Source organism: Streptomyces spinoverrucosus, assembly GCF_015712165.1.
GTDB classification, from domain to species: Bacteria; Actinomycetota; Actinomycetes; order Streptomycetales; family Streptomycetaceae; genus Streptomyces; species Streptomyces spinoverrucosus_A.
Genome location: NZ_JADPZX010000002.1, coordinates 411414 through 437102, shown reverse-complemented (window position 1 = coordinate 437102; position 25689 = coordinate 411414). Strand labels below are relative to the sequence as shown.

Annotated in this window: 23 protein-coding genes; 12 read left to right on the top strand and 11 right to left on the bottom strand. The window is 72.6% G+C overall.

What is annotated here, in order from left to right; genetic code table 11:
• Positions 1–21: 21 nt before the first annotated feature.
• Positions 22–963 carry an NAD(P)/FAD-dependent oxidoreductase gene (locus I2W78_RS37270; protein ID WP_230886996.1) on the bottom strand — a complete coding sequence of 314 codons (942 nt, stop codon included), beginning with the start codon at positions 961–963 and terminating at the stop codon, positions 22–24.
• A gap of 77 nt (positions 964–1040) precedes the next feature.
• On the opposite strand from I2W78_RS37270, the gene I2W78_RS37265 reads away from it, so the two are divergent.
• The 6 genes from I2W78_RS37265 (at position 1041) to I2W78_RS37240 (ending at position 6334) form a co-directional block, all read left to right on the top strand.
• Positions 1041–1613, top strand: coding sequence for a helix-turn-helix domain-containing protein (locus tag I2W78_RS37265; RefSeq protein ID WP_196465158.1), 573 nt, complete (start codon positions 1041–1043; stop codon positions 1611–1613).
• Positions 1614–1715: 102 nt separating this feature from the next.
• Positions 1716–2681 carry an NADPH:quinone oxidoreductase family protein gene (locus I2W78_RS37260; protein ID WP_196465157.1) on the top strand — a complete coding sequence of 322 codons (966 nt, stop codon included), beginning with the start codon at positions 1716–1718 and terminating at the stop codon, positions 2679–2681.
• Positions 2678–3859 carry an acyl-CoA dehydrogenase family protein gene (locus I2W78_RS37255; RefSeq protein ID WP_196465156.1) on the top strand — a complete coding sequence of 394 codons (1182 nt, stop codon included), beginning with the start codon at positions 2678–2680 and terminating at the stop codon, positions 3857–3859. Before I2W78_RS37260 ends, I2W78_RS37255 begins: the two co-directional genes overlap by 4 nt.
• Positions 3856–4941 carry an acyl-CoA dehydrogenase family protein gene (locus I2W78_RS37250; protein ID WP_196465155.1) on the top strand — a complete coding sequence of 362 codons (1086 nt, stop codon included), beginning with the start codon at positions 3856–3858 and terminating at the stop codon, positions 4939–4941. The genes I2W78_RS37255 and I2W78_RS37250 overlap by 4 nt, the downstream gene beginning before the upstream one ends.
• Before the next feature lie 207 nt (positions 4942–5148).
• Positions 5149–6012 carry a phosphatidylinositol-specific phospholipase C/glycerophosphodiester phosphodiesterase family protein gene (locus I2W78_RS37245; protein ID WP_196465154.1) on the top strand — a complete coding sequence of 288 codons (864 nt, stop codon included), beginning with the start codon at positions 5149–5151 and terminating at the stop codon, positions 6010–6012.
• A gap of 127 nt (positions 6013–6139) precedes the next feature.
• Entirely contained in the window at positions 6140–6334 is a 195-nt protein-coding gene (locus I2W78_RS37240; protein ID WP_141310211.1) for a hypothetical protein, read from the top strand.
• A gap of 46 nt (positions 6335–6380) precedes the next feature.
• Here I2W78_RS37240 and I2W78_RS37235 read toward each other — a convergent pair whose 3' ends face one another.
• Positions 6381–7667, bottom strand: coding sequence for a phosphodiester glycosidase family protein (locus tag I2W78_RS37235; RefSeq protein ID WP_196465153.1), 1287 nt, complete (start codon positions 7665–7667; stop codon positions 6381–6383).
• Between the two features lie 347 nt (positions 7668–8014).
• On the opposite strand from I2W78_RS37235, the gene I2W78_RS37230 reads away from it, so the two are divergent.
• Both I2W78_RS37230 and I2W78_RS37225 read left to right on the top strand, forming a co-directional pair.
• On the top strand, positions 8015–9076 hold the full coding sequence (locus tag I2W78_RS37230; RefSeq protein WP_307784029.1) for an NAD-dependent epimerase/dehydratase family protein: 1062 nt from the start codon (positions 8015–8017) through the stop codon (positions 9074–9076).
• Positions 9073–9588 (top strand): hypothetical protein, encoded by a 516-nt coding sequence (locus tag I2W78_RS37225; protein WP_196465152.1) that lies wholly within the window; start codon positions 9073–9075, stop codon positions 9586–9588. The genes I2W78_RS37230 and I2W78_RS37225 overlap by 4 nt, the downstream gene beginning before the upstream one ends.
• Positions 9589–9780: 192 nt before the next feature.
• On the opposite strand, the gene I2W78_RS37220 is transcribed toward I2W78_RS37225, so the two are convergent.
• From I2W78_RS37220 to I2W78_RS37210, 3 genes are all read right to left on the bottom strand, one after another.
• Positions 9781–10872 carry a glycosyltransferase family 2 protein gene (locus tag I2W78_RS37220; RefSeq protein ID WP_196465151.1) on the bottom strand — a complete coding sequence of 364 codons (1092 nt, stop codon included), beginning with the start codon at positions 10870–10872 and terminating at the stop codon, positions 9781–9783.
• 210 nt (positions 10873–11082) lie between these two features.
• Positions 11083–11985: a carbamoyltransferase C-terminal domain-containing protein gene (locus I2W78_RS37215; RefSeq protein ID WP_196465150.1), complete on the bottom strand. Its 903-nt coding sequence runs from the start codon at positions 11983–11985 to the stop codon at positions 11083–11085.
• Positions 11986–12133: 148 nt separating this feature from the next.
• Entirely contained in the window at positions 12134–13099 is a 966-nt protein-coding gene (locus tag I2W78_RS37210; RefSeq protein WP_196465149.1) for an NAD-dependent epimerase/dehydratase family protein, read from the bottom strand.
• Between the two features lie 645 nt (positions 13100–13744).
• Here I2W78_RS37210 and I2W78_RS37205 point away from each other — a divergent pair.
• Together I2W78_RS37205 and I2W78_RS37200 are read left to right on the top strand one after the other, a co-directional pair.
• Positions 13745–14971, top strand: a complete 1227-nt coding sequence (locus I2W78_RS37205) for a polysaccharide pyruvyl transferase family protein (RefSeq protein ID WP_196465148.1) — start codon at positions 13745–13747, stop codon at positions 14969–14971.
• Between the two features lie 96 nt (positions 14972–15067).
• Positions 15068–16516 carry an FAD-dependent oxidoreductase gene (locus I2W78_RS37200; RefSeq protein WP_196465147.1) on the top strand — a complete coding sequence of 483 codons (1449 nt, stop codon included), beginning with the start codon at positions 15068–15070 and terminating at the stop codon, positions 16514–16516.
• On the opposite strand, the gene I2W78_RS37195 is transcribed toward I2W78_RS37200, so the two are convergent.
• From I2W78_RS37195 to xylB, 5 genes are all read right to left on the bottom strand, one after another.
• Entirely contained in the window at positions 16461–17306 is an 846-nt protein-coding gene (locus tag I2W78_RS37195; protein WP_230886995.1) for a right-handed parallel beta-helix repeat-containing protein, read from the bottom strand. The two genes, I2W78_RS37200 and I2W78_RS37195, sit on opposite strands and share 56 nt — an antisense overlap.
• 78 nt (positions 17307–17384) lie before the next feature.
• Positions 17385–17984, bottom strand: a complete 600-nt coding sequence (locus I2W78_RS37190) for an N-acetylmuramoyl-L-alanine amidase (RefSeq protein WP_196465146.1) — start codon at positions 17982–17984, stop codon at positions 17385–17387.
• Positions 17985–18093: 109 nt separating this feature from the next.
• Positions 18094–19107, bottom strand: a complete 1014-nt coding sequence (locus I2W78_RS37185) for an acetamidase/formamidase family protein (protein WP_196465145.1) — start codon at positions 19105–19107, stop codon at positions 18094–18096.
• A gap of 253 nt (positions 19108–19360) precedes the next feature.
• The gene (locus I2W78_RS37180; protein ID WP_196465144.1) at positions 19361–20584 is read right to left on the bottom strand and encodes an ROK family transcriptional regulator; all 1224 of its coding nucleotides are present in this window, start codon (positions 20582–20584) and stop codon (positions 19361–19363) included.
• Positions 20585–20625: 41 nt separating this feature from the next.
• On the bottom strand, positions 20626–22092 hold the full coding sequence (gene xylB / locus I2W78_RS37175; RefSeq protein ID WP_196465143.1) for a xylulokinase: 1467 nt from the start codon (positions 22090–22092) through the stop codon (positions 20626–20628).
• A gap of 132 nt (positions 22093–22224) precedes the next feature.
• On the opposite strand from xylB, the gene xylA reads away from it, so the two are divergent.
• Together xylA and I2W78_RS37165 are read left to right on the top strand one after the other, a co-directional pair.
• A complete protein-coding gene (gene xylA / locus I2W78_RS37170) occupies positions 22225–23391 on the top strand; it encodes a xylose isomerase (protein ID WP_196465142.1) in 1167 nt (388 codons plus the stop codon).
• 553 nt (positions 23392–23944) lie between these two features.
• Positions 23945–24208, top strand: coding sequence for a hypothetical protein (locus I2W78_RS37165; protein ID WP_307784028.1), 264 nt, complete (start codon positions 23945–23947; stop codon positions 24206–24208).
• A 6-nt stretch (positions 24209–24214) separates the two neighbouring features.
• On the opposite strand, the gene I2W78_RS37160 is transcribed toward I2W78_RS37165, so the two are convergent.
• Positions 24215–25555, bottom strand: a complete 1341-nt coding sequence (locus tag I2W78_RS37160) for an esterase-like activity of phytase family protein (protein WP_196465140.1) — start codon at positions 25553–25555, stop codon at positions 24215–24217.
• Positions 25556–25689 lie beyond the last annotated feature (134 nt).

Sequence of the window (25689 nt, the reverse complement as noted above, 5' to 3'; positions counted from 1 at the left end):
GGTGCACCGGTCGGGCGGGGCCTACACCTGCACGGCCGCGTCGAGATCGGACATCAGCAGCTCCCCGTTGATGGTGGCGCCCGCGCGGTAGCCGCCGCTCGCCGCGTTCACGACCTGCTCGGCGAAGCCGGCGGCGTTGCCCGCGGCCCACACGCCCGGCACGGTCGTCAGGCCCGTCCCGTCGACCACGGGGTACGCGCCGAACGGTGTCTCGTTCAGCTCGGCGCCCAGCCGCCGCAGCAGCCCGGTCTGCGGGACGGCGCGGGGCGCGGTGAACACCACGTCCCGGTCGTGTGTCGTACCGTCCGCGAGCCGGACGCCGGTGATCCGGTCGTCCTCGACCACCAGGCCCGCGACCGCACCCGTCACGACCTTGACCCCGGCCGCGGCGAGCCGCCGCAGGTCGTCGTCGGACAGGTCGTCCTCGGCGACCTCGTGCAGGAAGAACGTCACGTCCTTGGACCACTGGGTGACGATCAGCGCCTGGTGCACACTCAGCGGGCTGGTGGCGAGCACGCCGAAGGCCCGGTCGCGGACCTCCCAGCCGTGGCAGTACGGGCAGTGCAGCACATCCCGGCCGAACCGCTCGGCGACCCCGGGCACCGCCGGCAGCTCGTCCCTGAGACCGGTGGTGACGACCAGGCGGCGGGCGCGCATGGTCCGGCCGCTCGCCAGCTCCACCGTGAAGTCCTCGCCTCGGGTGACGTCCACCGCCCGGTCCCGGATCAGCTCGACGCCGTACCGCGCGATCTCCGCACGGCCGATCGCCAGGAACTCGGCGGGCGGCATGCCGTCCCGCGACAGATAGCCCTGCATGTGCGCGGCGGGCGCGTTGCGCGGCTCGCCCGCGTCGACGACCAGCGTGCGGCGCCTGGCCCGGCCCAGGACGAGCGCGGCGGACAGGCCCGCCGTGCCGCCGCCGATGACGACCACTTCGTACGACTCGGTTGTCGTGTCGGTCATGGTGACCACCTCCATGGAGACAGTCGCCCGGACAGTGCCGCATTGACAAACAGCTTTGCCGAACCTGCAATACCAGCATGACGACCGATGACGTGCTGGCGGGTGTGGGACCGAGGCTGCGGCGGATCCGGAAGGAGCGGGAGGTGACCCTGACCGGGCTGTCCGAGGCGACCGGCATCTCGGTGAGCACGCTCTCCCGGCTGGAGTCGGGCCTGCGCAAGCCCAGCCTGGAGCTGCTGCTGCCGATCGCGCAGGCCCATCAGGTGGCGCTGGACGAACTGGTCGGAGCGCCGCCGGTGAGCGATCCGCGCGTGCGGAGCGAGCCGATCGTGCGGCACGGACGCACCTATCTGCCGCTCACCCGGCAGCCCGGCGGACTCCAGGCCTACAAGATCATCGTGCCGCAGCAGAACCTGGAGCCGTCCCCGCGGACGCACGAGGGCTACGAGTGGCTGTATGTGCTGTCCGGGAAGCTGCGCGTGGTGCTCGGTGACCACGACGTGGTGATGGTCGCGGGCGAGGCGGCGGAGTTCGACACGCGGGTGCCGCACTGGTTCGGGTCGACGGGGGAGGGGCCGGTGGAGTTCCTGAGCCTGTTCGGGCCGCAGGGCGAGCGGATGCACGTGCGGGCGCGGCCCAAGCGGGCGTGACGCACCTGACTGTTGCCTCAGGACTGTTCCCTGAGTTGCAAGCGACCGCTTAGTATGCGGTTCGACCCGGTCAGACGACGCAGTCCCCCGTGGAGGCCCCGCATGCAGGCATGGCAGGTGCACGAGAACGGCGAGCCGAGCGAGGTGATGCGCCTGAACGACGTGGCGACACCGACGCCCGGCGACGGCCAGGTCCTGCTGAAGGTACGGGCCGCGAACATCAACTTCCCCGACGCCCTGCTGTGCCGGGGCCAGTACCAGGTCCGGCCCCCGCTGCCCTTCACGCCCGGCGTCGAGATCTGCGGCGAGACCGAGGACGGCCGCCGCGTGATCGCCAACCCGGCCCTGCCGTACGGCGGTTTCGCCGAGTACGCCGTCGCCGACGCCGCCGCCGTGCTGCCCGCGCCCGACGCCCTGGACGACGCCGAGGCCGCCGCCCTGCACATCGGCTACCAGACCGGCTGGTTCGGCCTGCATCAGCGCGCCCACCTGGAGGCCGGGGAGACGCTGCTCGTCCACGCCGCCGCCGGAGGGGTCGGCAGCGCGGCCGTGCAGCTCGGCAAGGCGGCCGGCGCCACGGTCATCGGCGTCGTGGGCGGCGCGGAGAAGGCCGCCGTGGCCCGTGAGCTGGGCTGCGACGTCGTGATCGACCGGCGTGCCGACGATGTCGTCGCGGCCGTGAAGGAGGCCACCGGCGGCCGGGGCGCCGACGTCATCTACGACCCCGTGGGTGGCGAGGCGTACACCCAGTCCGCCAAGACGGTCGCCTTCGAGGGCAGGATCGTGGTCGTCGGCTTCGCGAGCGGCACGATCCCGAGCCCCGCGCTCAACCACGCCCTCGTCAAGAACTACTCGATCCTCGGCCTGCACTGGGGCCTGTACAACACCAAGAACCCCAAGCTGGTCCAGCACTGCCACGAGCAGCTCACCGACCTGGCCGCGCGGGGCGCCATCAAGCCGCTGGTGAGCGAGCGGGTGCCGCTGGGCGGCGCCGCGACGGCCGTGCAGAAGGTGGCGGACGGCCTCACCACCGGCCGGATCGCCGTTGTGACGGAGGAGGCAGCATGACCGACGCCGCCGAACTGCGCCGCCGCACCCAGGAGTTGCTGACCGCGTATCCGCCCGCTTCGACGGACCGGCTCGACTTCCTCAAGGCCCGCTTCGACGCCGGGCTCGCTTGGGTGCACTACCCCGAGGGGCTCGGCGGACTCGGTGCCCCGCGCTCGCTCCAGGCCGTCGTGGACGCCGAGCTGGAGGCCGCGGGCGCGCCGGACAACGATCCGCGGCGGATCGGCATCGGCCTGGGCATGGCCGCGCCGACGATCCTGCGCTACGGCACCGAGGAGCAGAAGCAGCGGTATCTGCGGCCCCTGTGGACGGGTGAGGAGGTCTGGTGCCAGCTGTTCAGCGAGCCCGGCGCCGGATCCGACCTCGCCGCGCTGGGTACGCGGGCCGTCCGGGAGGGCGACGCCTGGGTCGTCAACGGGCAGAAGGTGTGGACGTCCAGCGCGCATCTCGCCCGCTGGGCCATCCTCATCGCCCGCACCGACCCGGACGTGCCCAAGCACCAGGGCATCACGTACTTCGTCTGCGACATGACCGACCCCGGCGTCGAGGTCCGGCCGCTGCGGCAGATCACCGGCGAAGCCGAGTTCAACGAGGTGTTCCTGACCGACGTCCGGATCCCGGAGTCGCGCCGTCTCGGTGAGATCGGCGATGGCTGGCGGGTCGCGCAGACCACCCTGATGAACGAGCGCGTCTCCATCGGCGGCATGCGACTGCCCCGCGAGGGCGGCATGATCGGCCCGGTCTCCAAGACCTGGCGCGAACGCCCCGAACTGCGCACCCACGACCTCCACCAGCGGCTCCTGAAGCTGTGGGTCGAGGCCGAGGTCGCCCGGCTCACCGGCGAACGGCTGCGCCAGCAACTCGTCGCCGGCCAGCCCGGCCCCGAGGGCTCCGGCATGAAGCTCGCCTTCGCCCGCCTCAACCAGGAGATCAGCGGCCTGGAGGTCGAACTCCTGGGCGAGGAGGGGCTCCTGTACGACGACTGGACCATGCGGCGCCCCGAGCTCGTGGACTTCACCGGCCGCGACGCCGGCTACCGCTACCTCCGCTCCAAGGGCAACAGCATCGAGGGCGGGACCAGCGAGGTCCTGCTGAACATCGTCGCCGAACGCGTCCTCGGACTGCCCGCCGAGCCGCGCACCGACAAGGACGTCGCCTGGAAGGACCTGGCCCGATGAGCACACAGCCCGATCTGCTCTACTCGGAGGAGGAAGAGGCCCTCCGCGCCGCCGTCCGGGACCTGCTCACCGACCACTGCGGCGCGCCCGACGTGATCGCCCGCACCGAGTCCGACACCCCGCACGACCAGGAGCTGTGGAAGCTCCTCACCGACGGCATGGGCCTGGCCGGACTGCTGGTGCCGGAGGACCGGGGAGGCCAGGGTGCCTCGCACCGGGAGGTCGCCGTCGTCCTGGAGGAGCTGGGACGGGCGGTCGCGCCGGTCCCGTACCTCACGAGTGCCGTCGTCGCCACCGAGGCGCTGCTGGCCTGCGACGGCTCCGCCGGCCTGCTCACCCGGCTGGCGTCGGGCCGGACCATCGGCGCCCTCGCCGTCGCCCTGCACCTGACACCGGGCGCCGCCTTCCCCGTCGTACGAGTCGAAGACGGGCTGCTGCACGGCGGGTTGACCGGCATCGCCGACGCGTCGGCCGCCGATGTGCTGCTCGTGCCCGCCGACGACGGCGGGTTGTACGCCGTGGAGGCCGACGCCGTCACGGTGGTGCCCCAGGTGTCGCTGGACCTGACCCGGCCCGTGGGGCGGGTGGTTCTGCGGAGTGCGGCGGGGCACCGGGTGGGCGATGCCGAGCCCGCCGTACGACGGGCCCTGCGCGCGGCGGCCGGGCTGCTGGCGTCCGAGCAGCTGGGGCTGGCCGACTGGTCGCTGACCGAGACCGTGCGCTATCTGAAGGAGCGCACGCAGTTCAACCGGCCCGTCGGCGGATTCCAGGCGCTCAAGCACCGGCTCGCCCAGCTGTGGCTGGAGGTCGTCCACCTGCGGGCCGCCGCACGCGGCGCGGCGGACGCCCTGGCGACCGGCGAGGACGTCGACGTCTCGGTCGCGGTGGCCCAGGCGTATGCCGCGCCCGTGGCCGTGCGCGCCGCCGAGGAGGCGCTGCAACTGCACGGTGGCATCGGAATGACCTGGGAGCACCCGGCGCACCTGTATCTGAAGCGCGCCAAGGCGGACTCCCTCGCGTACGGCACCGCGGGCGCCCACCGTGCCGCGCTGGCCGACCTGGTGGACCTTCAGGCCCCCTGACGTACACCGGGAAACGCGCGGACCAAGCGCGCGGGAACCCCGAGGAAAGCCCGTCCCACCTGGGGCGGGCTTTTCGGTGTGCGTACGCCGGTGAAGTGAACTCATGGCGGCGGTCCGGCCAACTCCCCTGCTCCCACCTGCCGGTTGGGCCGGTTCGAACCTCATACTCGCTGAGGTTTTCCCACCCGCCCACCAGGGAGGCAGAGCATGGCCCTCACCACCCGTCGCAGAGCCCTCACCACCCTCGGCGCCGCCCTCGCGGGCGCGGTCGCCCTGCCCGGCGCGAGCGCGCTGGCGGACGACCGGAAGCGCAACCCGCGGCCGCTGTGGCGCGCCCACGCGCACAACGACTACGAGCACCCCCGGCCGCTGCTCGACGCCCTCGACCACCGCTTCGGCAGCGTCGAGGCCGACATCTACCTCGTCGGCGACCAGCTCCTCGTCGCCCACGACCCCGAGGACCTCGACCCGGCCCGCACCCTGGAGTCCCTCTACCTCGACACCCTCGCCGCCCGGGTGAAGGCGGGCCGCGGCTCGGTGTACCGCGGTCACCGCGGGTCGCTCCAGCTGCTCATCGACATCAAGACCGAGGGCGCCTCGACCTACCTCGAACTCGACCGCCATCTGCGCCGCTACCGGCACCTGTTCACCACCTACGCCCACGGCAAGGTGATCCCCGGACCGGTCACCGCCGTCATCTCCGGCGACCGGGCGGCGCGCGCGCCGATGGAGGCGCAGAAGGTGCGCCGCGCCTTCTACGACGGCCGGCTGGCCGACCTCGGCAGCTCGGCGCCGGCCTCCTTCGTACCCCTGATCAGCGACAACTGGACGCTGAACTTCACCTGGCGGGGCGCGGGCGAGTTCCCGGCGGCCGAGCGACAGAAGCTGCGGAGCATCATGCGGGCGGCGCACTCGCGCGGGCAGAAGGTGCGGTTCTGGGCCACGCCGGACGTGGCCGGGCCCGAGCGGGACGCGCTGTGGACCGAGCTGCTCGACGCGGACGTCGACTTCATCAACACCGACGACCTGCTCGGCCTCGAGGCGTTCCTGGACGCCCACGAGCGGGCGTAGACCTCGCACGCCCGTCGGCCACGGACATCACCCTTTCGGAGGACAGGTCAGCCGCCCGCAAAAACCCTCCGCTACGCCACACTTGCGGCCGAACGCCGCGAAGCGGACGTGGCGGAGGAGGTTGACGATGGCCATTTCCATCTCTGTGGTGCTGCTGCTGTTCATCCTGGCGGTGATCTTCGTGCGCAACGGGGGGCTCAAGCCCACGCACGCGATCGTCTGCCTGCTGCTGGGCTTCTATCTCGCGGGTTCGAGCATCGCCCCGACCATCCACAGCGGCCTCACGGCCACGGCCGACATGGTGAGCGGCCTGCGGCCGTGAGGTCTCCCTGAGGGCGATGTGTGCGAGAGGGCGATGTGTGCGAGGGCTATGTGTGGGAGAACACCCCGATGCCGTTCGGCACGGGGCGCTCCACGCCGCCGCTCGGGTGGTTGCGCACGGAGACGGTGCCCGCGCCCGGAGCGCGGGCGACCAGCGTGGACGAACCGCCGCCGTCCAGGCTGAAGGCCTGCACCGAGCCCAGCTGCCGCATGGTGTCCGCAACCTCGGCGATCGTCAGGCCGGTGCGGAACTCGGGGGCGCCGTCCACCGCGAGCAGCAGCACGCGCCGTCCGTCGTCCGCGATGCCCACGGCGGTGCGCACCGCCGCCGTCCGGTCGTCCAGACCGGGCAGCGGCTGTCCGCCCCGCAGGACCGGGTAGCCGCCCAGGGCGAAGCGGTACGGGATCCGTGACGCCGACGGCACCAGCCGGTGCCGCACCTGCACGGACTCGCCCACCGCGAACTTCCGCAACCGCTGGGCGCCCGCCTCGCGGCCGACGAGCACGGTCGTCCCCTCGGCGATCGGACCGCTGCCGGGAGAGTCGGCGCTCGACACCACCCGGCCCTCCCTGACCGTCACCTCGTGGGTGTCCGTGCTGCACGGCGCCGCCCGGTCGGTGTCGGTGCCGCAGGCGGCACGCACCCGGGAGACGCTGCCCCACGCCGACGTGAACGCGCCGACCGAGCCGACCGGCAGCGCGTACTGGTTGAGGCCGCCGAGCGGCAGTTCGCCCTCGGGTGTGCTGACCGACCCCTCCAGTGCCAGGCTGTCCAGCCGGGCCCGCCGGTCGGTCCCGACGCCCACGACGTCCTTGGTGCTGGTGCCCGGCGGCAGCGCCGGGCCGAACCGCTGCCCGTTCGGGACCGCCGCCTTCAGCGCCCTGCCGCGTGCGATCACCGGTCCGACGCTCGCGCCGGTCGCGGCGACGCCCGGGTGCTGGGTCTCGCTTATGTTGAAGAAGTCGCCGTTGACGCCCGCCACCGCGCTCCGGGCATCGGCGAGTTGGGAGACGGTCGCCCGGGCTGCCACCGCTCCCGGGTAGAGCAGGTCGAGGCGGACGCGTGGGTCGCGCAGGTCGACGCTGAGGACGTGGACGTGGGTCGGTCCCTTGGCCGCCTGGATGTCGAACTCCCGATAGACCACGCCCGGCGCGATCCGGGTCCCGTCCGCAGCGGCGCCGGCCGGTGCCGCCCCCGTCAGGGCCGCACCGGCCAGCGCGCCGAGTGCCGCGAGGACCGCGACGAATGTTCTGCCTGAGAGCGTGATGAACGTTCTGCCTGAGACCGTGACGAACGTTCTGCCTGATCGGAACCGCTTCTGACGAGGTGTCACTGATCCCCCTGAGGTCTCGTCAACTTTCCCAGGACGCGGGGAAAGTGCACCAGACCGCGGTGTCCGAAGGGGTGACAGAGAGCCCACCGGGCGAGAACGGGTGGGAGAACGGGGCGTCGGGAGTGCAGGGCGGGCGGGGCCGGGCGGGCGTGATGGGTGGTTTGTCAAGCGGACGGCTCATGTGGCACGGCCGTGGTGGGCGGCCGAGTATGAAAATCCGAGTATGAAAAGCGGCCCGGCCGGGCGGTCGGGCCGCTGCCGCCGGGACCGGCGCACACCAGGGGTCTTCGGCAAGGGGTCTTCGGCAAGGGGTCTTCGGCCTCATCGGCGGAAGGAAGGTCGAGCTGATGACGACGATGACGTTCTCGGGGATGTCGATGGCGCGGCCCGGCTGGGAGCGGGCGATGGTGACCGGCGGTGCCGGGTTCCTGGGTTCGCATCTGTGCGAACGTCTGCTCGACAGCGGTGTCGGCGTCGACTGCGTGGACAATCTGTCGTCGGGGCCGGCGGACAACGTGCGGCACCTCACCGGCCGCCCTGGCTTCCGGTTCCTGGAGCTCGACGTGGCGGACCCCGGCTTCCCGGAGGCCCTGGCCGACCGCCCGTACGACCTGGTCCTGCACTGCGCGGGCCCCGCCTCACCGGCCGACTGCCGGGACCGGCCGTTGGACGCGCTCGACGCCGCCTGCCTCGGCACCCGGAACGCGCTGGCCGTCGCGGGCCGGGCCGGATCCCGGTTCCTGCTCGCCTCTGCGGGGCGGGTGCGCGGGGATCCCCTGGGCGCTCCCGAGCCGGACGAGGAGTGGAGTGAGGCCGCGCCGGACCGGCCGCGCGCGGTGTACGACGTGTCCAAGCGCTTCGCCGAGGCCCTGACCGCCGCGTACGCCACCGTCCACGGAACGGATGCCGGGATCGTGCGGCTCTTCGACACGTACGGCCCACGGATGCGGGCGGACGACCCTCAGTCGATCCCGGCCTTCGTCGAGCAGGCCCTGGCGGGCGGCCCGGTGACCGTCGAGGACGACGGCACCGGGGCCCGCTCCCTGTGCTTCGTCGACGACGTGGTCGACGGGGTGCTGCGGGTGGCCGCGAGCCGGTTCCTGCGGCCCGTCGACATCGGCGGCGGGGACGAGACGACCGTGCAGGAGGTCGCCCGCCGGGTGATCGACCTGACCGGGTCCCGCGCGGGCCTGGAGTTCGGCACGGCTCACGTACCCGATCCCGCCCGGCGGCGGCCCGATCCGTCCTTCGCCCGCGAGCTGTTCGGCTGGACGCCGAAGGTGTCCTGGGAGGAAGGGTTCAAGCGGACGATCGACTACTTCGCGGGCCCGCGGCCGGGAGCGGGCGCGTACGAGGGGGCGGGCGGCCCGTTGCCACGGTTCCGGGTATCGGGGGAGCGGCTCCGGTGAAGGCCCTCGTCGTGCGGCTCGACGGCTTCGGTGGGGTGCTGCTGGCCGGAACGGCCGTGCGGGCCGTCGCCGCCCGGGCCGACGACGTGACCCTGCTGTGCGGACCGGAGGGTGCGCCCGCCGCCGGGCTCCTGCCGCACGTCGACGACGCACTCGTCCGGGAGAGGTCCACCGAGTCCGACGCCGTCCTGGAGCCGTCGGCCGCCCAGGACGGCGACGACGCCCTCGTCCGGCGCCTGCGCGCGGCGGCCCACGACGGGGCACTCGTCCTCGCCCCCTACGGGCAGAGCCCGCTGCCCGCCGGGGGCCTGGTGCGCAGCGCCCAGGTGTCCCGTGTCGGCGCCGACGGGCTCGACGCGGGGCGCCAGCCGGAGCGGCACGACGTCGAGGCGGGGCCGTCCCGGTCTCGCCCCCTGCGGGCCGCACAGCAGCGCCGTGTACGACGATCCGGCGGCCACGGCCCGCACGGCGGGCCCGGCCAGCAGGACGTCGCCGGCGCCGTCCGGGCGTAGCGTCGACGGCTTCCCGCGCCGTCGGCATCGGCACGACCCGCGCCGGTCGCCGTTGTCGGGGACGTCGACCACGAGCGTGCCGTCCCGGTCGAACAGGACGGCCGCCGGGAAGCCGTCGGGCACGGCCTGCCGGGGCCGTCGAACAGCCACGGTCCCGGTGCTCGGCGCGGCGCGTGAGGCGTGCTGAGCGGGTCATGAGGGCACCCGCTCCGGGTCCGGCGCCCGCGAGGGACGCGGCGGCTCACCCGTCTCATGGGCGGTGACGGGTGGCGTGTTCCGGTGGACGACCTGGCCACGCAGCCAGTGCCAGACGGCGGCGGGCGGGACGGCGACGCTGGTCAGCGCCATCGTGACGAGCTCGTCGCGGGTGCGCGGCCCCGGCACGATCCGGGCCAGCGCGAACTCCGCGGTCCCGGCCAGCCACAGCCCGGCGCACGCGGCGGCCGCCCGGCGCCGGCCCAGACCCGCGCAGGCCAGGGCCGTCAGCGCCACGCCCGTCACCGTCAGATGCCGGGGCAGCCGCCCGCGCGGCGCCCCCGCCCGGCTCCACCACGTGCGGCCGTGCAGCCGGGTCATCAGCACGTCGTCCGCGTTGCCCGCCTGGAGCCGTACCGAGACCCAGCGGTCGGCGGGCCGCACCGGATGCGTCGTACGGCGGCTCCCGTCCGCCACGGCCCAGCCGGCCGCGAGGACCCGCAGGGCGAGGTCCGCGTCCTCCCGGAAGGCACGCCGGAAGCGTTCGTCGAAGCCCCCGACCGCCTCCAGGGCCGCCCGGCGGTAGACCATGTCGGCGGTGATCCAACGGGCGGTGGCGAGTCCGGCGGTGTTGCGCTCCCAGTCGGTGGGGCGGCGGTCGGGCGGCAGCGGGACGTCGATCCGCGCGGAGACCGCGCCCGTCCGGTACGTCGCCCCTGCCAGGTCGAGGGCCAGGTCCTCGCCCCAGGAAGGGCTGGGTACGACGTCGTCGTCGAGGAAGACGATCCAGGGGACGCGTCCGGCCGCCCGCCATCCGGCGTTGCGGGCGGCGGCCGGACCGCGGGCGCCGCCCCGGACGACCGTGGTGAGCGGGCGCAGCTGCTCGGGGACCTCGTCCGTGAGCGCCGCCACCGAGGGCTCCGGGCGGTCGTCGACGAGGACCAGCCGTACCGGTCGGGGGCCGCCCGACCGGGCCAGGGCGCGCAGGCAGACGGTCAGGCCGGGGCGGCCCAGGGTGGGGATCACCACCGCGTAGGCGTCGTCGGCGTACTCGTGTCCGGTGTCGGCCGGCGGTGCTGCCTCGGTCATCGGGGCCTCCGGGGGTGGGCTCGGAAGCTGCGGGCCGGGGGGTCGGGCCGTGCGCCGCGCGGGCTGCGCAGCGGGTCCTCGGGCCGGGCGCGGCCGGGGGAGTGGGGTCCTGCTGTCGCCGTACTCCGTGCGCCTCCCACGGCGCGTTCTCCGTCACGGGGCCTCGCAGGGGCCGTACGCGATGTGCTGCCCTGGCCGTGTGCTTCCGCATCACGCCCTCCCCTCGCCGGTGGCGCGGAAGAAGTCGCCGCGCTGGACCGCGTACGGGCCGATGGCGAGCAGGTCGACCGGCGAGGAGCCGAAGAACTCCAGGGCGTCGCGCGGATCGTCGACCATCGGCCGGCCGGCGGTGTTGAGGCTGGTGTTGACCACCACCGGCAGCCCCGTGTGCCGCTCGAACGCGCCGAGCATGCGGGCGACCAGCGGCTCCTGCGCCGGGTCCACGGTCTGGATGCGGGCCGTGCCGTCGACGTGCACGACGGCCGGGATGCGCTCGCGCCAGGACTCGGCCACGTCGTGCACGAACAGCATGTACGGGCTGGGCATCGGGCCGTCGAAGATCTCGGCGGCCCGGTCGGCCAGAACCATGGGCGCCACCGGCCGGAACTGCTCACGGCCCTTGACGTCGTTGAGCCGTTCGAGATTGTACGGACGCGGCTCGGCGAGCATCCGCGGGCTGCCGTGCGAGGCCAGGGCCATCACCTTGAACTCGTCCGAGGAACGCAGAAAGCCCAGGTGGTCGGTGAGCTCCTCGTAGACCAGCCCCAGGGAGTGCGGCAGCTCCTGCGCGCGCAGCGCCTCCAGCTGGTCCCCGACCCTTGGGGCCGCGAGGTGCGAGGCGCGTTCCCCGCGACCGTCCAGGACCAGGACGGAGGAGTCGCCTGCGTCGGGTGCGGCGAAGGCGCTGGACGCGGCGTGCGCCATCTGGTGCGGGACGAAGCGGACCTTGGCGGCGTCCAGGCCCGGCAGCTCCCAGGCGGAGAACGGCATCGGCTGCTTGCCGTGCTTGCGGCGGGAGAACCGCTCCTCCTCGGCGGCGGCCACGGTGCGGCCGTCGATCACGAGGGCGGCGGCGGGGTCGTGGAAGAGGGCGTTGATTCCGAGGATGCGCATGGGGGTCCTGGGGGATGGTGGGTGCGTGGGGTCCGGGGGTGCGTGGGGTCCGGGGGTGCGGTGCGGTTGGGTGAGATGGGGGCGGGAGGCTCGGTGAGTGGGGGCGGGAGGCTGGGTGAGTGGGGCGGGAGGCTCTGTGAGGGGCCCCTCAGCGTTCGCCGGCCGTGGCGCGGAACCAGTCGATCGTGCGGCGCAGGCCGTCCTCCGCGTTCACCTCGGGCTCCCAGCCGAGCTTGTCGCGGGCCAGCGTGATGTCCGGGCAGCGGACCTCCGGGTCGTCGGTCGGCCGTTCGATGAAGCGGATCTCCGAGGCGGAACCGCTGAGCCTGATGACCAGGCGGGCGAGGTCCAGCATGGTGAACTCGCCCGGATTGCCGATGTTCACGGGGCCGCGCAGGCCGTGCGCCGCCGCCGCGAGGATGCCCCGGACGGTGTCCTCGACGTAGCACAGCGAACGCGTCTGGCGGCCGTCGCCGGTGACCGTGAGCGGTTCGCCGTCCAGCGCCTGGCGGACGAAGGTCGGCACCGCCCGGCCGTCGTGGCCGCGCATCCGCGGGCCGTAGGTGTTGAACAGCCGCACGATGCAGGTGTCGGTGCCCTCCGCCTCGGCGTGCGCCGTGGTGAGCGCCTCGCCGAACCGCTTCGCCTCTTCGTACACGCTGCGCGGGCCGACCGGGTTGACGTTGCCCCAGTACCGCTCGTCCTGCGGGTTCTGATGCGGGTCGCCGTAGACGTCGGACGTCGACGCGAGCAGGAAGCGGGCGCCGTGGTCATGGGCGAGTTCCAGGGCGTTGCGGGTGCCGAGACTGCCGGTCTCCATGGTGTGCAGGGGCAGCCGCAGATAGTCGGCCGGGGACGCCGGAGAGGCGAGGTGCAGGACGAGATCGGGGGGTCGCCTGACGGGTATCCGCTCGGCGACGTTCGCGTCCACCAGCGTGAATCCCGGGCGCTCGAGCAGCGGGGACACGTTCTCGGGCCGTCCGGTGCTGAAGTCGTCCACGCAGGTGACCGCCGCGCCGGAGTCCAGCAGGGCGCCGCACAGATGCGAGCCGACGAAGCCGGCGCCGCCGGTGACGACGGCGTGTTCCCAGGTACGTGACGATGCGGTGGTCATTCAGGTCTCCTCTGCGTGTGGCGACGACGGCCTGTCGGATGCCTGGCGCCGACTCGGGACCCCGGTTGTTGCCTTCTTGACCCCGCCTCCTCTGGCTCCTCTGGCTCCTCTGTGTCCTCAGGCTTCTTCTGGCCTCAGGACCTTCCGGCCTCTGGGACCTTCGGCCTCTGGACCTTCTGGCCTCTGTGCCTTCTCGCCGACGCCGACCTCGGGCGCCGCGGGGGCGCCCAGTCCCAGATCAGCGTCCTCCGCCCGGGCCCAGGAGGCTCGGAGGCGTACGGCATCCAGGTGATGCACGCAGCGTGAAGCCTTCGCCGCGTGGTGCGGGAGAGGGCGGGCGTCGACATGGGACGCCGGTTTCCCAACTGGCCGAGGCCCAACCCCTGGAGCGCGCCACTCTGATCGCCGCCGGTGACGAAACGCTGCGATGGTGGCGGGCCCGAACCCGTGAAAGGATGACGCTGCCTGTCGGAACACTCCTGGTCGGGGGTTTCTCCCCGCCTGGGGTTTCTCCTGCGCGGGGAAGGCAACCCGGGCCCAGCCCGCGGCAGCGACCCACGAGGCGCCGACCCGACCCCCACCGCGCCCGCACAGTTGCCCGCGGACCCCCGCACCGCCCGTCAGCTCCTTGGACAGGAGTTCCGGATGATCACCACCACACAGCCTCGCCCGCCCGCAGGACCGGGGCCGCGCATCGGTCTGCTCGGCTCCTACGGCGGTTTCAACCTCGGCGACGAGGCCATCCTCACCTGCGTCCTCGGCTGCCTGCGCGCGCACCGCCCGCAGGCCCGGCTCGTCGTCTTCAGCCGGAACGCCGAGCACACCCGCGCCCACCAGCCCGCCGCCGACGAGGTGGTCGACTGGGAGGGCGTCCCGCAGAAACAGATCCTCGACGTCCTGTCGGGCCTGGACCTGCTGGTGCTCGGGGGCGGCGGCATCCTCTACGACGGTGAGGCGCGCCGCTATCTGCGACTGGTGGGCGCCGCCCAGGCCCGCGGCGTGCGCACCTTCGCGTACGCCGTCGGCGCGGGCCCGCTGCGCGAGGCTGAGGACCGGGAGGCGGTACGCGCCGTGCTGCCGGCGATGGACGAGGTCGTCGTACGGGACGAGGAGTCACGGCTCGTGCTGGAGGAGGCCGGGCTCGACCGCGACCTCGTCGTGACCGCCGATCCGGCCCTGTTGCTGCCGCCGGAGCCCTTCACGGACCAGATGATGCGGCAGGAGGGCATCCCCGCCGAGACCCGGCTGGTCGGGATGTCGGTCCGCGAACCGGGCCGGGCCGCGGAGAAACTCGACGAGAGCGACTACCACGCCCTGCTCGCCGATGTGGCGGACTTCCTGGTTCGACGGCTGGAGGCCCATGTGGTCTTCGTGCCGATGGAACGCCAGGACGTGCACCACGCCCACGGTGTGCTCTCCCGGATGACCGCTCCCGACCGGGGGCGCATCCTGCACAGTGTCTACAGCCCCGGCCAGGTCCTCGGTTTCATGAACCACCTCGACCTCGCCGTCGGCATGCGCCTGCACTTCGTGATCTTCGCCGCGCTCTCCGGGCTGCCGGTGCTGCCCCTGCCGTACTCCGGAAAGGTCTTCGACTTCTCCCGCCGTATCGGTGCCCCCGCGCTGGTTGGTGTGGCGCGCGAGCAGGCCGGGCTGCTGCTGGCCGAGGTGGACCGGTTGTGGGACGAGTTTCCGCAGCGCCGCGACGATCTCGACGCGCGCGTGCAGGCGTTGCGGGGTACCGCCCGGGAGACCTGCGCCCGGTGTGCCGTGGTCCTCGACTCCCTGGAGGAGCAGCAGACCGGCGCCGTGTCCGACACCGAACGCCCGGGTCTACACCTGCTGCGGCCGGGTACCGGAACGGCGACCTGAACGACCGGGGCCCGGCCCAGCAGGGGCCCGAGACACGGGGCCGGGTACGGGCCCGGGAAGCCAGCGCCTTCGGAACACCTCCGACGGGAAGAACCGATGCCGATCCTTCAACGACCTCCACAGTCGCGGACCGTCACCCTGCCGCCGCGCGACGCCCAGCACGGGGGCCGCACGGAGGTCCTGGTCGTCGGCGGAGGCCCGGCCGGCACCGCGGCCGCATACGCCGCGGCCGACGCCGGTGCCGAGGTGGTGCTCGTGGAGCGGTACGGCTTCCTGGGCGGCAACGCCACGGTGGCGCTCGTCATGCCCCTGATGTCGTTCCACAACGAGCAGAAACAGGCCGTCTTCACAGCCCCCGGCGAGGAGGGCGACCAGCTGCTGCCCACCGACCACGGCGAGGGCGAGGCCGTGGTCGCCGGCTTTCTGTGGCGCCTGCTGGACCGGCTGAACGAACGCGGCGGCTGCATCCCGCCCTCCCTCCAGACCGGCTACACCGTGCCGTTCGACCCGGAGATCTACAAGCTCGTCCTCCTCGACCTGCTCGACGAGGCCGGCGTCCGCATGCTGTTCCACGCCTTCGCCTCCTCCGTCGTGCCCCTCGACGACGGCTGGCGGGTCGTCTTCGAGACCAAGTCCGGCCCGGTCGTGATCGACGCGGACGTCGTCGTCGACGGCACGGGCGACGGCGACGTGGCCGCCTCCTGTGGAGCGCCCTGCGAGATCGGCCGGCCCGAGGACGGGCTGGTGCAGCCGATGACGTTGATGTTCCGCGTCGTCGACTTCTTGCGGCCCCGGTTCGCCGAGTACGTCCACGAGCACCCCGACCAGTGGCGGGGCGTGCACGGCCTGTGGGACCTCGTCGAGGAGGCCACCAAGCGGGGCGAACTGCGCCTGCCCCGCGAGGACATCCTTTTCTTCGGCACCCCGCACCCCCGCGAGGTCAGCATCAACAGCACCCGCGTCACCCGAGCCCTCGGCATCGACGTGTGGGATCTGAGCCGCGCCGAGTACGTCGCCCGCCGCCAGATGGAACAGATCGACCGCTTCCTGCGCCTGCACGTCCCGGGCTTCGAGGAGTCGTACGTCGTGCAGAGCGGCACCCAGATCGGCGTACGGGAGACCCGGCGCATCCTCGGCGACTATCACCTCACCGGCCACGACATCCTGGCGGCGCGCTCCTTCCCCGACGTCGTCGCGCACGGCGCCTACCCCGTCGACATCCACAACCCCAGGGGTAGCGGCACCGTCCTCAAGCGCGTCCCCCGCGGCCGCTTCTACGACATCCCGCTGCGCTGTCTGCTGCCCCGCGACACGGATCACCTGCTCGTCGCGGGCCGCTGCATCTCCGGCTCCCATGTGGCGCACTCCTCCTACCGCGTCATGCCCATCGCCATGGCGACCGGTCAGGCGGCGGGCGTCTGCGCCGCGTTGGCCACGCGGATCAACCGCAGACCGCGGGAGGTGCCGTACGCCCTCGTCCAGCAGGAGCTCATGCGTCAGGGGGCGCGGCTGCACCTGCCGACGGGGGCGGCGGCGCTTGGTTGAGGGCACTTGGTCGCACTTGGTTGTGGGGCACAGGCGTTGACACCAGAGGCGTCCAACGCCCTATGTGTCGTTGTCGCGCCACCTGCCGCCGCCGCTGGGCGGTGTGTCGAGGTGGGTGGCCGCCGACGCGTTGCCCCTGAAGTCGTTGCCACCCGTCCGTCCCTGCAACTGCCCCCCGCCCTCCGACGCCCGACGTGCCCTGTGACGACACGTCGAACCCGGCCTGGTGGTTGCCCACCATCGTCGACGACGTGACCAGCAGACCGTCGGCTCCCCAGTCGGAGATCCCGAACCGGTCGTCCTCGGCGTGGCAGGCGGTGATGCGGATGCCCCTCGGCGGTGGCCAGTACTCCTGCTGCAACTCCACGAAGATGCCGTTCGTGCCGTTGCCCGTCGCCGTGCAGGTGGTGATCGTCAGCCGCTCGACCATCCCCCAGCCACCCACGCCGATCCCGATCCCCGCGCCGCCCATCTTCTCGCCGGGGTCCTGCCGCCCGCACCGTTCGGCCGGCACGCCCTCGACGATCGTGTCCTGCAGGAAGTCACAGCCGAATCCGGTCGCCGCGGTGTCGTGCACGTACAGGTCGCTGAACCGGCCCCGCAGCACGTACTGCAGGCCGAGACCCTTCGCCAGCGGGTCGTACTCCCGCGTCCGCACGCCCGACCCGTCCACTTCGAAGTGCGCGAATGTGATGTCCGCCAGATGCTTGTCCCGTCCGGCTCCGTGCCGCACGCTGGTGCACCAGGCCAGCGGCACCGGGGTGGTCGGGCTGCCCGGGTTGCACAGCACGAAGCAGGTGGCACCCCGGCCGGCGCCGACCAGCCCGTCGACCAGTTCCGCGAACGCCGGCTGGTCATGGGGTACGGGTCAGGCGGCGTTGATGAGCCTTATGTAGCGGGACCAGTCCCAGTGCGGGCCGGGGTCGGTGTGGTCGGTGCCCGGTATCTCGTGATGGCCGATGATGTGCGCGCGGTCCTTGGGGATGCCGTACTTCCTGCAGATCGCCGCGGTAAGTGTGGCCGACCGCTCGTACATGGCGTCCGTGAAGTAGCCGGGCTGGTCCACCCACCCCTCGTGTTCGATACCGATGCTGCGTGTGTTGTGCTCCCAGCTCCCGGCGTGCCAGGCGATGTCGGACTCGCGGACGCACTGCGCCACATGTCCGTCGGCGGATCGGACGACGTAGTGCGCGGACACCTTCTTGCGGGGGTGCTGGAAGACGGCCAGGGTCCCGGAGTAGTCCGTCTGCGTGACGTGGATGACGACCAGGTCGACGGAGAGGGTGGTCGGACGGTTCGCCGCCGTGTAGTTGGCGGAGGTCGCAGGCTGCCACTCGGCAAGCGGGTAGTCGGGCGCCAGTGTCCGCGCACCGGCCCTGGGGCCGGGCAGCAGTGCGTAGGGGACGGCGGCCAGGGCGGCGCCCTTGAGGATCCGTCGCCGGTCGGGGAGCGGTCTTGCCCGTTCCATGGAAGATCGCCTCTCAGCTGGAAGGAACTCGAAGAAGAGGAGGAGGGAGAGCCGGTCGGGTCCGGGGGAGGTCAGGTGGGAGCAGGCCAGGTCGGGCAGGCGGCCGGGATCAGATCCGCAGCGCCGCCGCCGTCTCGCTCAGCCGTGCGTGGAGTCCGCGGTGCGTCTCGCGCGCGGGGAGCCATTCCTTGCGGAGCTTTGCCACGCACGTGTAGTTCGTGTCGCAGACGTTGGCCAACGGCGACTCGACGGTCTGGGTCGCGAACTGGTACGCGTCCAGCTCGCTGAACCCGTAGTCGCGGACGAGCCACCGCACCAGATCGAGCTGGGATATCCGGAACGCGTCCTCCAACGGGCGTGCCGAACCCGTCGAGATGATGTGCGTGTCCGACTCGATGCGCGGCCAGGGCGTGGCAAGGCCCTTCAACAGCTCGACGACGACCACGGTGTTCATGGCGCACTCGACGGCGACACCGCACGTCTCGCCCTCGCCCTGCCGGGCGTGCCCGTCGCCGAGGCTGAGCAGCGCACCCTCCACGTTCACCCCCAGGTAGCAGGTGACGCCGGCCCGCATCTCCGGCGTGTCCATGTTCCCGCCGTGCGCGTCGGGCACCAGCGCCGAGCGCACCTCCAGATTGGCCGGAGCCACGCCCACGGTGCCGTGCATCGGGTCGAGGGGCAGCTCGACCTCGATGTCACTGTCGTGCGCCCGGAACAGTGCCGTACGGCGTGTTCGGTCGAGCCGCCAGATCCAGACGGTCTCCGGCAGCGGAGGCTGCAACGTGGCCGTGGTGGGCGTCGACGTGAGCGCTCCGAACAGCGGAACCGTCGTCGACGCGGCCCAGTCCCGCGCCGGTTCGATCGACACGAAGTGCACGGCGACCGTGTCACCGGGCTCCGCGCCCTCGACGTAGAAGGGCCCTGTCTGAGGGTTGAGGAACGGGAACTCGCACACCTCGGACACCAGGTCCTTCTCGGACCTGACCCGCCCGGCGAAGCAGTCTTCGGTGTACAGGTCGAGAACCGTGCCCGGCTCGATGCGTGCCACCGGCGGCGCGCCGCCGAACGTCCAGGCATACTCGCCCGGTTCGGGCCGCACGGTCAGGATGCGGGGATCGCTCATGAGCACACCCCTGCCTTCCGTGCGCCGGCACCTGCGCGGCACCGACGTCCGTCAGTCGTTTCCACCGACATCGTTCGTCCCCCCTCGGATTCATCGGTCCAGCTCAGCGGTCGTCATCTCCGCTCGACGGCTGCGCCTCGCGTGAATCACGGTACGGCGCCGGGCGGTTGGGCTGAAGGTCGTCGTGCTATTCCGTGGATCACCGAGAGGTTGTGGATAACTCGCTCACCCGATGGGGTGGTGAGGCAGGGCTTCAGCCCCGCGCCGCCACCTCCGCCACCCCCGCCGGATCGTCCAACACCCCACGCACGACCCAATGCGCGGCCCCCAGCAACGGCCCCTCGGGACCCAGCCGTGACACGGACACCGGGCAGGCCGGCCCCGCAGTACGGCGGGCCAGTTCGGACCGCAGTGACGGCAGCAGCCAGGGCGCGAGCCCGGCCAGCGCACCGCCCAGCACCACACTCTCCGGGTCCAGCAGATTCACCGCCCCGGTCAGCGCCACGCCGAGCGCCTCACCCGCGTCGCGCAGCGCCCGCCGTACGTCCTCGTCGCCCTCCGTGGCTCGCCCGGCGAGCAGTCCGACGCGGTCCTCTCCCGGCTCCAGACCGGCCGCGCGCAGCACCGCCTCCTCACCGGCGTACTGCTCCAGGCATCCGCGCCCACCGCAGGCGCACTCCGGCCCGTCCGGACGGACCGGAACATGCCCCAACTCGCCCGCGAATCCCCGCGTTCCGCGCAGCAGCCGACCGTCCACGACCACGCCCGCGCCGATACCGATCTCGGCCGACACATGCACGAAGTCCCGCGGGGTGCCCTCGCCGAGCCAGAGCTCGGCCAGTGCGCCGAAGTTGGCCTCGTTGTCCACGGTCAGCGGCAGCTCCCCGGGCAGCAGCGACGCGAGGTCGGCGTCCTGCCAGCCGAGGTTGGGGGCGCGTACGACGGTCCGGGCGTCGCGCGCCACCAGACCGGGCACCGCCACCGCGAGCCCCGCCGGCCGCAGTCCCTCACGTTCCACTTCGGCGACGACTCGGCGGACCAGCCCGGTGAGTTCCTCGATCACCGGCTCGGGGGAGCGGTCGCGGTTGGTGCCGTGCCGTACGACCCGCGCGCGCACCTGTCCACGCAGGTCGACCGCACAGACCGCGAGATGGTCGACGCCGACCTCCGCGCCGATCCCTGCGGGCCCGCGCCCGCTGACCGCGAGGGCGGAACCGGGACGGCCCCGGCCCACGCGGCCGGGACGTTCGGGGCCCAGTTCCTCCAGCAGGCCGGACCGGATGAGCTCGTCGACGAGGGTGGAGACCGCCGCACGGGTCAGTCCGATGCGCGAGGCCACCGCCGCGCGGGAGAGCGGGCCGTCCGCGCTGACCGTGTGCATCACCCGGGCGAGATTGCGGCGGCGCATGCCCTGCTGGGTGTCCGGCAACGCGCCCCCGGGACCGGCCGGGTGGGCCTTGTGCAGCGGTGCGGTCATGCCTCCGTCCATTCTCGGTGGGCCAGGGCCCGCCGTTTGGATCAAGCCGGCGTCGTGGGGCCCTGGCGGCGCTCCGGGCTCCGCTCCAGCAGCGGGGCCGCGTCGGAGAGTACCCCGGAGATCCTCGACAGCGTCTCCTCGTCCCGCTCGACCGCGTCCAGCACGGGCCCGCGCGCGGTGTTCCAGCGCCGGGCGACCGCGGCCGGGTCCTCACCGGTGAGCAGGCCGGCCGCCTGGGCGGCAGCGCCGAGCGCGACCAGTTCCCTGGCCTCGGGAACCTGGACGGGGCGCCCGGAGAGCCGTCGTACCGTCTGCTGCCAGGCCATGCCCCGGGCACCGCCACCGATCAGCAGCAGCGGCGTCGAGGGGTCGGCGTCCTCGTCGAGGACCAGATCCAGCGCGCCCAGCAGCGCGTGCACGGCACCGTCGTACGCGGCCTGGAGGAGCTGACCGGCGGTGGTGTCGTGACGCAGACCGTGCAGCAGTCCCGAGGCGTTCGGCAGATCGGGGGTGCGCTCGCCGTCCAGGTACGGCAGCAGGGTCACGTCGGTGCCGGGCTCGACGGCCTCGCGGTCCAGGCCCAGCAGGGCCGCGACGCGGTCGACGGCGAGCGTGCAGTTCAGGGTGCAGGCCAGCGGCAACCAGTCCCCGCGCGCGTCGGCGAAGCCCGCCACGGTGCCGGTCGGGTCGACAGGACGTCGCCGGGACACCGCGTAGACCGTGCCGGACGTGCCCAGGCTCATGACAGGAGTGCCGGGGCGCAGCCCGAGGCCGAGCGCGGCGGCGGCGTTGTCGCCGGTGCCCGGGGCGACCAGGGTGCCCTTGGAGAACGGCAGGTCGTGGCTGTCGCGGACGGTGCCCGCCACCTCGCCGGGCCGCACCACGCGCGGCAGCAGCGCCGGATCGAGCCCCACGCGCGCGAGGATCTCCTCGTCGTACGACTCGCTGCCGGACGCCCACCAGCCCGTACCGGAGACGTCGCCGCGGTCGGTCGTGCCCAGCCCGGTGAGGCGTTCGGTGAGGTAGTCGTGGGGGAGTCTGACCGCCTTCGTGGCCCGGACCGCCTCCGGCTCGTGCTCGGCGAGCCAGGCCCACTTGGTCACCGTGAAGGACGCGGCGGGCACGCTGCCCGTCCGGTCCGCCCAGAACTTCGCGCCGCCCAGCTCCTCGACCAGCCGACGCGCCTGCGGCGCCGAGCGCACGTCGTTCCACAGCAGGGCGGGGCGTACCGGCTCGCCCCGCTCGTCCAGCGTGACCAGACCGTGCTGCTGGCCGCCGATGGATACCGCGGCGGCCTCGTGGGCGGGCTCGCCGCACTGGCGCAACGCCTCGCACAGGGCCTCCCACCACTGCCGCGGGTCGCTCTCACGACCGGCGCCGGAAGTGACGGTGTGGGACGCCTGGCCGCTCGCCACGACCTCCCCGGTGGCCGCGTCGACGACCAGGGCCTTGGTGGACTGGGTGGACGTGTCCACGCCGACGACGAGCGGACCCTCGGCTGCTGACATCGGGCTTCTCCCTCTTCCGCGGCTCAGCGGGATTGCTGTCAAAGACACCTTGTCTCTTCCCACCGATGCGTTCGCATACTAATTTGTAAACGGCCATGACGAAATAGTCTTCCGCACGGATGGAGCCGCGGCATGAACTACCAGCCCACCCCCGAGGACAGGTTCACCTTCGGCCTGTGGACCGTCGGCTGGCAGGGAAGGGACCCGTTCGGCGACGCCACGCGGCGTGCCCTCGACCCGGTCGAGACGGTGCAGCGCCTGGCCGAGCTCGGGGCCCACGGCGTGACCTTCCACGACGACGACCTGATCCCCTTCGGATCCTCGGACACCGAGCGCGAGTCCCACATCAAGCGCTTCCGCCAGGCCCTGGACGCGACCGGCATGACCGTCCCGATGGCGACCACCAACCTCTTCACGCACCCCGTCTTCAAGGACGGCGCGTTCACCGCCAACGACCGTGACGTACGCCGGTACGCGCTGCGCAAGACCATCCGCAACATCGACCTGGCGGTGGAGCTGGGCGCGCGGACGTACGTCGCCTGGGGCGGGCGCGAGGGCGCCGAGTCCGGTGCCGCCAAGGGCGTACGCGCCGCACTGGACCGCATGAAGGAGGCGTTCGACCTCCTCGGCGAGTACGTCACCTCCCAGGGCTACGACCTGCGCTTCGCGATCGAGCCCAAGCCGAACGAGCCGCGGGGCGACATCCTGCTGCCGACCGTCGGCCACGCCCTGGCGTTCATCGAGCGGCTGGAGCGGCCGGAGCTGTACGGCGTCAACCCCGAGGTCGGGCACGAGCAGATGGCCGGGCTCAACTTCCCGCACGGCATCGCGCAGGCCCTGTGGGCGGGCAAGCTGTTCCACATCGACCTCAACGGCCAGTCCGGCATCAAGTACGACCAGGACCTGCGCTTCGGCGCCGGCGACCTGCGCGCCGCCTTCTGGCTGGTCGACCTCCTGGAGAGCGCCGGCTACGACGGCCCGCGCCACTTCGACTTCAAGCCGCCGCGGACCGAGGACCTCGACGGTGTGTGGGCGTCGGCGGCGGGCTGTATGCGCAACTACCTCATCCTCAAGGAGCGTTCGGCCGCCTTCCGCGCCGACCCGGAGGTCCAGGAGGCCCTGCGTGCCTCCCGCCTCGACGAACTGGCCCAGCCCACGGCCGCGGACGGCCTGCAGGCGCTGCTCGCCGACCGCACGGCGTTCGAGGAGTTCGACGTCGAGGCGGCCGCCGCGCGCGGGATGGCGTTCGAACGGCTCGACCAGCTGGCGATGGACCATCTGCTGGGCGCGCGCGGCTGAATCCGTCCATGACGTACCTGCGCACGGAAGGCTACGGAGTGGCCTTGCGTGGTGTGACCTGTGCATGGAAGGCCACGGGATGGCTGCCTTCGTGTGTTCTGGTGCGGGAGGCGGCGGGGGTGGCCTTCCGTGGTGTGACCTGTGCATGGAAGGCCACGGGATGGCTGCCTTCGTGTGTTCTGGTGCGTGGGGCGGCCGGGAGTGGCCTTCCGTGGCGTGACCTGCGCACGGAAAGCCACCTAATGGCCGCCCCGTATGCCCTGTGCGGGCCGCCACGGAATCGCCTCCCATGGCGTGACTTCCGCGCGGAATGCCACGGAATCGTGCGATCCATGGCATGAGTCCGTGTCAACCACCGCGTGGGGGTCGCGGCCCGGGCGGCCGGTTCGCGAACCTGGTCGTTATGGCCATGCCGCCCGTACCGCCTCAGCCACCCGGGCCGCCGGGTGACACGCCGCCCCCGGGTGGCGGTTTCGGACCGCCCACCACGCAATTCGGACCCGTACCCCCGCGACGGCGGCGCAGCCCCGTCCTTCTCGCCCTGGTCGTGCTCGTGGCCGTCGCGGTCATCGTCGCCGTCGTGTTCCTGACGGGATCCGGGAGCGACGAGTCACCGGACGGGAAACCGACTGCCGGCAGCAGCACGTCCGCGAAGCCGACCTTCAGCATCCCCACCGAGCTGCCCACCAGACTGCCGAGCGGACTGCCGTCCCTGCCGACGCAGTTCCCCACGGAGCTGCCGAGTGAGATACCCAGCGAGATCCCGAGCGATCTGGAATCCCTGATCCCGGAGCTCCCGGTCGACGGACTGCCCTAGGGTCGCTCAGATCCCGCGCGGCAGCCGCACGTAGACCACGGTCGTCTCGATCCCGCTGTCGACCAGCCGGCCCTGCGCGTCGAACGCCTCCGTGCCGTCCGTCATGCCGAAGTCGTTGTCGTTGATCAGCGCGAGCGTGTCACGGTCCACGCGCGCGACGCCCTCGATCTTGCCGGGCACACCGGCCACCGTCCCCAGGTCGACGACCAGCCGCTTGCCGAGCACCGGGACGCCCGAGGCGGCCGGGTCGTCGAGCTGCTCCAGCGCCGGCGAGGTCGTCTCGTCGTCCCAGGAGCTGCCGAGGATGTTCGCGTCGCGGTCCAGGCGTACGAGCTGCAGCCGGGCGGCCTTGTCGGTGCGCTCCTCGACCAGCAGCCGGTCACCGCCCACCGCGACCACCGAGGAGATCTTGAGCTCGGAGGTGTCGTCCTCGCTCGGGTCGACGACGTTCACCGGGTCGAAGCGGTAGGCGTACTCGGCGGTGACGGCCTGCTTCTTCGGCGAGAACCGCAGCAGCCGCGTCGTACGCGACGCCTCTCCGGCGTCCTTGTCCGGCAGGGACAGCGGGCTCTGCACCGCCATCACCAGATCGCCGCACGGCAGCAGGGCGAGCCCTTCGAAACCGCGGTTGATCTTCCGGTGCAGCAGCACGGCGGGCAGCGCCTCCACGACCGGGTAGTCCGCGCCGGTGAGGTTCAGCCCCTTGGGCACGTACCGCTTGAGCACCTTCCCGCGCGCGGAGACATGCACGAGCGAGGGCCCGTACTCGTCGACCAGCCAGAAGGTGCCGTCCTTGCCACGGACGATGCCCTCGGTGTCCAGCCCGTTCGGGTCGTACGTCAGCGGCGTCCGCGCGTCGTAGGAGAACGGCGCCTCGTCACGCCCCTCCTGGTTCGACAGACCGGTGACGGGCTTGCCGGAGGACGTGGTGATCGGGATCGCGTCCAGCACCCTCACGGAGTCGCCGGAGACCCGGATCTTCACGATCGCCGGGTCGAAGCCGGGCACCGGGAAGGTGCGGCGGTTCTTGCCGTCCACCTTGATCTGGCCGTTGGGCCCACGGTCGGTGACCGTCCAGAACTCGCCCTCGCGGCCCGCCGGGTAGATGTCGCTGCCGATGCCGCCCAGGTCCACGCCCCGGTCGTCGGCCACCGTGCCGGGCAGCAGCGCGTTGCTGAACGTGCCGAGCGGGATGTCGCCGAGGGTCGCCGTGCGGATGACCCGCGCGTCCTGGGAGGGGGCGCCCGTGGCCGGGGCCGCCGCCAGCAGAGCGGCGACCACGGCGAGGGGCACACCCGCCGCGACGCAACGGTGGACACGGCGCCGGCCGGTGACATGTGGGGACATCGGGCCTCCTGGGAACCAAGTTCGTTGACAGCGGCCAGATTTGAACCCCACGAGGAACGCGGAAGAACCACCGCGTGAACGCCGAGCGTCGACCGCCGGTCCGGCCGACGCCAGGTCAGCCGCCCTCGGTCACG

Coding starts and splice junctions, on each gene's coding strand:
- I2W78_RS37270 (WP_230886996.1), bottom strand. CDS start 963: ATGACCGACACGACAACCGAGTCGTACGAAGTGGTCGTCATCGGCGGC.
- I2W78_RS37265 (WP_196465158.1), top strand. CDS start 1,041: ATGACGACCGATGACGTGCTGGCGGGTGTGGGACCGAGGCTGCGGCGG.
- I2W78_RS37260 (WP_196465157.1), top strand. CDS start 1,716: ATGCAGGCATGGCAGGTGCACGAGAACGGCGAGCCGAGCGAGGTGATG.
- I2W78_RS37255 (WP_196465156.1), top strand. CDS start 2,678: ATGACCGACGCCGCCGAACTGCGCCGCCGCACCCAGGAGTTGCTGACC.
- I2W78_RS37250 (WP_196465155.1), top strand. CDS start 3,856: ATGAGCACACAGCCCGATCTGCTCTACTCGGAGGAGGAAGAGGCCCTC.
- I2W78_RS37245 (WP_196465154.1), top strand. CDS start 5,149: ATGGCCCTCACCACCCGTCGCAGAGCCCTCACCACCCTCGGCGCCGCC.
- I2W78_RS37240 (WP_141310211.1), top strand. CDS start 6,140: ATGGCCATTTCCATCTCTGTGGTGCTGCTGCTGTTCATCCTGGCGGTG.
- I2W78_RS37230 (WP_307784029.1), top strand. CDS start 8,015: ATGACGACGATGACGTTCTCGGGGATGTCGATGGCGCGGCCCGGCTGG.
- I2W78_RS37220 (WP_196465151.1), bottom strand. CDS start 10,872: ATGACCGAGGCAGCACCGCCGGCCGACACCGGACACGAGTACGCCGAC.
- I2W78_RS37215 (WP_196465150.1), bottom strand. CDS start 11,985: ATGCGCATCCTCGGAATCAACGCCCTCTTCCACGACCCCGCCGCCGCC.
- I2W78_RS37210 (WP_196465149.1), bottom strand. CDS start 13,099: ATGACCACCGCATCGTCACGTACCTGGGAACACGCCGTCGTCACCGGC.
- I2W78_RS37205 (WP_196465148.1), top strand. CDS start 13,745: ATGATCACCACCACACAGCCTCGCCCGCCCGCAGGACCGGGGCCGCGC.
- I2W78_RS37200 (WP_196465147.1), top strand. CDS start 15,068: ATGCCGATCCTTCAACGACCTCCACAGTCGCGGACCGTCACCCTGCCG.
- I2W78_RS37190 (WP_196465146.1), bottom strand. CDS start 17,984: ATGGAACGGGCAAGACCGCTCCCCGACCGGCGACGGATCCTCAAGGGC.
- I2W78_RS37185 (WP_196465145.1), bottom strand. CDS start 19,107: ATGAGCGATCCCCGCATCCTGACCGTGCGGCCCGAACCGGGCGAGTAT.
- I2W78_RS37180 (WP_196465144.1), bottom strand. CDS start 20,584: ATGACCGCACCGCTGCACAAGGCCCACCCGGCCGGTCCCGGGGGCGCG.
- xylB (WP_196465143.1), bottom strand. CDS start 22,092: ATGTCAGCAGCCGAGGGTCCGCTCGTCGTCGGCGTGGACACGTCCACC.
- xylA (WP_196465142.1), top strand. CDS start 22,225: ATGAACTACCAGCCCACCCCCGAGGACAGGTTCACCTTCGGCCTGTGG.
- I2W78_RS37160 (WP_196465140.1), bottom strand. CDS start 25,555: ATGTCCCCACATGTCACCGGCCGGCGCCGTGTCCACCGTTGCGTCGCG.